Genomic DNA, 4,991 nt, shown 5'->3' on the forward strand with positions numbered 1-4,991 from the left:
CGCGCGCCGCGCCGCCGGGCGCGGTGGCCGCGTCGACCGGTGTCCGCCGCCCGCGTGCCCGCCCGCGCGCCGCCCGCGTGCTGGACGTCCCGGGGCCGGCCGGGGGTGCGGTGCGACACTGGCGCCCGTGCCGACCGTCACGTCACCGGGAGCCCCGCAGGCCGCCGCCGACGCCGCCGAGCTCGTCCGCGCGCTGCGCGCCGCCGTCGACGGCGGGGTCGACGACTCCACGCGCCGCCGCGCCGAGTACGCCACCGACGCCTCCAACTACCGCGTCGTGCCGTCCGTGGTCGTCTTCCCGCGTGACGTGGACGACGCGCTCGCGGCCCTCGAGGTCGCCCGCGGGCTCGGCGCCCCGGTCACGTCGCGCGGCGGCGGCACCTCCGTCGCCGGCAACGCGGTCGGCACCGGCGTGGTGCTCGACTGGTCCCGGCACGTCAACCGCGTGCTCGAGGTCGACCCCGCGTCCTCGACCGCGCGCGTCGAGCCGGGTGTCGTCATGGCGATGCTGCAGCGCGAGGCCGCGCCGCACGGTCTGCGCTTCGGCCCGGACCCGTCCACGCAGGCGCGCGCGACGCTCGGCGGCATGATCGGCAACAACGCGTGCGGCCCGCGCGCCGTCGCGTACGGCCGGACCGCCGACAACGTGCTCGAGCTCGACGTCGTCGACGGCCGCGGCCGCCGGTTCACCGCGGGCCGGGGCCTGGACCCGGTGCCCGGCCTGGACGCCCTGGTCCGCTCGGAGCTGGAGGTGCTGCGCACCGAGCTCGGGCGGTTCGGGCGCCAGGTGTCCGGCTACTCCCTGGAGCACCTGCTGCCGGAGAACGGCGCGGACCTCGCGAAGGCGCTCGTCGGCACCGAGGGCACCGTCGTCACCCTGCTCGGCGCGACCGTCCGGCTGGTCCCCGTCGCCGCCGCCCCCGTCCTCGTCGTGCTCGGCTACCCCGACATGGCCACGGCCGCCGACGCCGTCCCCGCCCTGCTGGCGCACCGGCCGCTCGCCATCGAGGGCATGGACGCCCGCCTGGTCGACGTCGTGCGGCGCGTCAAGGGGGCCGCGGCCGTCCCCCCGCTGCCGGAGGGCGCCGGCTGGCTCATGGTCGAGGTCGGCGGCGACAGCCTGGACGAGGCGCTGGGGCGCGCGCGGGCGCTGGCCGCCGACGCCGGCACCCGCGCGGTCGGCGTCTTCCCGCCCGGGCCGGAGGCCTCCGCGATGTGGCGCATCCGCGAGGACGGTGCTGGCCTGGGCGGGCGCACGCCCTCGGGCGAGCAGGCGTGGCCCGGGTTCGAGGACTCCGCGGTGCCGCCCGAGCGCCTCGGTGCGTACCTGCGCGAGCTCGAGGCCCTCATGGCGCAGCACGGCGTCGACGGGCTGGCGTACGGGCACTTCGGCGACGGCTGCGTGCACCTGCGGCTCGACGTGCCGATGGAGCGGTCCGGCGACCCGCTGCGGTCGTTCATGACCGACGCGGCGCACCTCGTGGCGGCGCACGGCGGGTCGCTGTCCGGCGAGCACGGCGACGGCCGCGCGCGCTCGGAGCTGCTGCCCGTCATGTACTCCGAGCGGGCCATCGGGGCGTTCGAGGCGTTCAAGGCCCTGCTCGACCCGGACGACCTGCTCAACCCCGGCGTGCTCGTGCGCCCGCGCCCGCTCGACGCCGACCTGCGGCGCCCGCACGCCCGCCCGATCCCGGCGGGTCACGGCGGGTTCGCGTTCGGGCACGACCACGGCGACTTCACCACGGCCGTGCACCGGTGCGTCGGCGTCGGCAAGTGCCGCGCGGACTCCTCGGCGGCCGGCGGGTTCATGTGCCCCTCGTACCTCGCGACGCGGGACGAGAAGGACTCCACCCGGGGCCGCGCGCGCGTGCTCCAGGAGATGGCGAACGGCTCGCTCGTCTCCCGCGGCTTCACCTCCCCGGAGGTGCACGAGGTCCTCGACCTGTGCCTCTCCTGCAAGGCGTGCTCGTCCGACTGCCCCGCCGGCGTCGACATGGCGCAGTACAAGGCCGAGGTGCTGCACCGCACCTACCGCCGCCGGCTGCGCCCGGTGAACCACTACGCCCTCGGCTGGCTGCCCCGCTGGACCCGGCTCGTCACCGGCGTGCCCGGCCTCGCGCGCCTCGCGAACGCGGTGCTCGGCGTCCGGCCCGTCGCCAAGGCCGTGCTCCGGCTCGGCGGCATGGACACGCGCCGGTCGATGGTGGACTTCTCCCCGGCGCCGTTCCGGTCGCGGGTCCGGCGCGGCGAGGTCGACGTGCGCCGCGGCGTCGCCCCCCGCGCAGCCGGCGGCACGGACCTGTCGGTCACCGGCACGTCCGGGCGGCCGCCCGTCCTGCTGTGGACGGACTCGTTCAGCGACGCGCTCGCCCCGTCGATCCCCGTCGCCGCCGTGCGCGTGCTGCGGGCCGCGGGGTACGAGGTGCTCGTCCCCGACCACGACGCCTGCTGCGGGCTCACGTGGATCTCCACCGGTCAGCTCGACGGCGCGCGCAAGCGCCTCACCCACCTGCTGGAGGTGCTCGGCCCCTACGCCGTCAACGGCGTCCCGATCGTGGGGCTCGAGCCGTCCTGCACCGCCGTGCTGCGCTCCGACCTGCTGGACCTGCTGCCGGACGACCCCCGGGCCGTGGCCGTCGCCCGCGCCACCCGGACCCTCGCCGAGCTGCTCACCGCGCCGGCCCCCGTCGGCCCGGGGGAGCGGTGGACGCCGCCCGACCTGTCGGACGTCACCGCCGTCGTCCAGCCGCACTGCCACCACCACGCCGTCATGACGTTCACCGCCGACCAGGAGCTGCTGCGCGCCGCGGGCGCGTCGTTCTCGACGCTCGCGGGGTGCTGCGGGCTGGCTGGCAACTTCGGCATGGAGGCCGGCCACTACGACGTGTCGGTGCAGGTCGCGGAGCGCGCGCTGCTGCCCGCCCTGCGGGAGGCCGCGCCCGGGGACGTCCTGCTCGCCGACGGGTACTCGTGCCGGACGCAGGCCGACCAGCTCGGCGGCGTGCAGGGCGTGCACCTCGCGGAGCTGCTGGCGTCGCACCTGCCGGGCTGACGGGCGGATTTGGGCGCAGCGCCGGGGTGCCGTAGTCTGGTCGCTGCCCAAGACCGCAGGTCGTCGGCTCCCGTGCTCCTCCCGCTTCCGCGGGGCGTGCCCGGAGCCGCCCGAAGTCCCGCTCCGGCGGAGGCCCGCGCAGGCGAGGATTCGATGGTCGTGCGTGCGAACGCGCGAGATGCGAGCCCCGGCCTGCGCCGGGGCTCTTCCTCTGTGCGGGGTCGAGGACGACGCCCGGCGGCACCACCATCGGAAGGATTGCCATGGCGAGGCCGGACAAGGCAGCCGCCGTCGCGGAGATCGCGGAGCTGTTCCGCGGGTCCAACGCGGCCGTGCTGACCGAGTACCGCGGGCTCACCGTCAAGCAGCTCAAGACGCTGCGACGGTCGCTCAGCGGCAACGCGAACTACGCCGTGGTGAAGAACACGCTGACCGCGATCGCGGCCAAGGAAGCCGGCATCGACGGCATCGACGACGCGCTCCAGGGCCCGTCCGCGATCGCCTTCGTCACCGGTGACCCGGTCGAGGCGGCCAAGGGTCTGCGTGACTTCGCCAAGGCGAACCCCGCACTGGTCATCAAGGGCGGTGTCCTCGACGGGCGCGCCCTGACCGCTGCGGAGGTCACCAAGCTCGCGGACCTCGAGTCCCGCGAGGTCCTGCTGGCCAAGGCGGCCGGTGCGATGAAGGCCAAGCTGTTCCAGGCGGCCTACCTCTTCACCGCTCCCGCCGCGCAGGCCGTGCGCACCGTCGAGGCTCTCCGCGTCAAGCAGGAGTCCGTCGACACCGCTGCCTGAGCCACCAGGGCTCTCGGCGCTCACACCCTTCCTCGCCGGTCGACGTGACCGGTGAGGACCGAACGGAAGGAACCGCCATCATGGCGAAGCTCACCACCGACGAGCTCATCGAGCAGTTCAAGGGCCTCACCCTCATCGAGCTCTCCGAGTTCGTGAAGGCGTTCGAGGACGTCTTCGAGGTCACCGCCGCCGCCCCGGCCGCTGTCGCCGTGGCCGCCCCGGCCGCCGGCGGTGCCGGTGCCGACGCCGCCGCCGAGGAGGAGAAGGACGAGTTCGACGTCATCCTCGAGGCCGCCGGTGACAAGAAGATCCAGGTCATCAAGGAGGTGCGCGGCCTGACCTCTCTCGGTCTGAAGGAGGCCAAGGACCTCGTGGACGGCGCGCCGAAGCCGGTCCTGGAGAACGTCAACAAGGAGACCGCGGACAAGGCCAAGGCCGCCCTCGAGGGCGCCGGCGCCACCGTCACCCTCAAGTGACCCGCCCCGGCCGGCCGGCGCCCACGCGCTGACCGCCCGGACGCTCCGCGCGAAGGCCCGCACCCCCCGGGGTGCGGGCCTTCGCCGTCCCCCCGACCCTCCCGCGCCACCCCGCCACCACGCCGTCCCCGGCGGGGGCCGCCCCCCCCCCCCCCCCGCCCCCCTCCCCCCCCCGCACCCCACCCCCGCCCCCGCGCTCCACTCCCGCCCCCGCCCTCCCCTCCCCCCTCCCCCCCCCCCTCCCCCCCCCCCCCCCCGCCCCCCTCCCCCCCCCGCACCCCACCCCCGCCCCCGCGCTCCACTCCCGCCCCCGCCCTCCCCTCCCCCCTCCCCCCCCCCCTCCCCCCCCCCCCCCCCGCCCCCCTCCCCCCCCCGCACCCCACCCCCGCCCCCGCGCTCCACTCCCGCCCCCGCACCCCCCTCCCGCCTCCGCGCCCAGCCCCTCCTCCCTCCGTTCGGAGGCTCCCAACGCGTTCGGAGGTGGGCGCGCGGGATCGTGGTGCTCCGCGGACCACCTCGATCACCCGTCGGAGCCTCCGACGGGTGATGTGGGCGGGCGCCGGCAGAGCCGGACGGGTGGATGTGCGCGTGAAGGGGCAGGGGAGGGGGCGCCGGGCGGTGCCCCTTCGGAGGCTCCGAACGCGCTCGGAGGTGGGCGCGCGGGATCGT

At 76.6% G+C, this 4,991-nt stretch carries 3 protein-coding genes; all 3 read left to right on the plus strand.

Annotated features, from left to right (window positions below):
* Positions 1 to 127: 127 nt before the first annotated feature.
* The 3 genes from AAHH18_RS12565 to rplL all read left to right on the plus strand — a co-directional run bounded on the left by AAHH18_RS12565 (position 128) and on the right by rplL (position 4,322).
* Entirely contained in the window at positions 128 to 3,052 is a 2,925-nt protein-coding gene (locus AAHH18_RS12565) for an FAD-binding and (Fe-S)-binding domain-containing protein (protein ID WP_343301860.1), read from the plus strand.
* 263 nt (positions 3,053 to 3,315) lie between these two features.
* A complete protein-coding gene (gene rplJ / locus AAHH18_RS12570) occupies positions 3,316 to 3,846 on the plus strand; it encodes a 50S ribosomal protein L10 (RefSeq protein ID WP_283319485.1) in 531 nt (176 codons plus the stop codon).
* An 80-nt stretch (positions 3,847 to 3,926) separates the two neighbouring features.
* Positions 3,927 to 4,322 (plus strand): 50S ribosomal protein L7/L12, encoded by a 396-nt coding sequence (rplL, locus tag AAHH18_RS12575; RefSeq protein WP_146840772.1) that lies wholly within the window; start codon positions 3,927 to 3,929, stop codon positions 4,320 to 4,322.
* Positions 4,323 to 4,991 lie beyond the last annotated feature (669 nt).

It is taken from the genome of Cellulomonas olei, assembly GCF_039548315.1.
GTDB lineage: Bacteria > Actinomycetota > Actinomycetes > Actinomycetales > Cellulomonadaceae > Cellulomonas.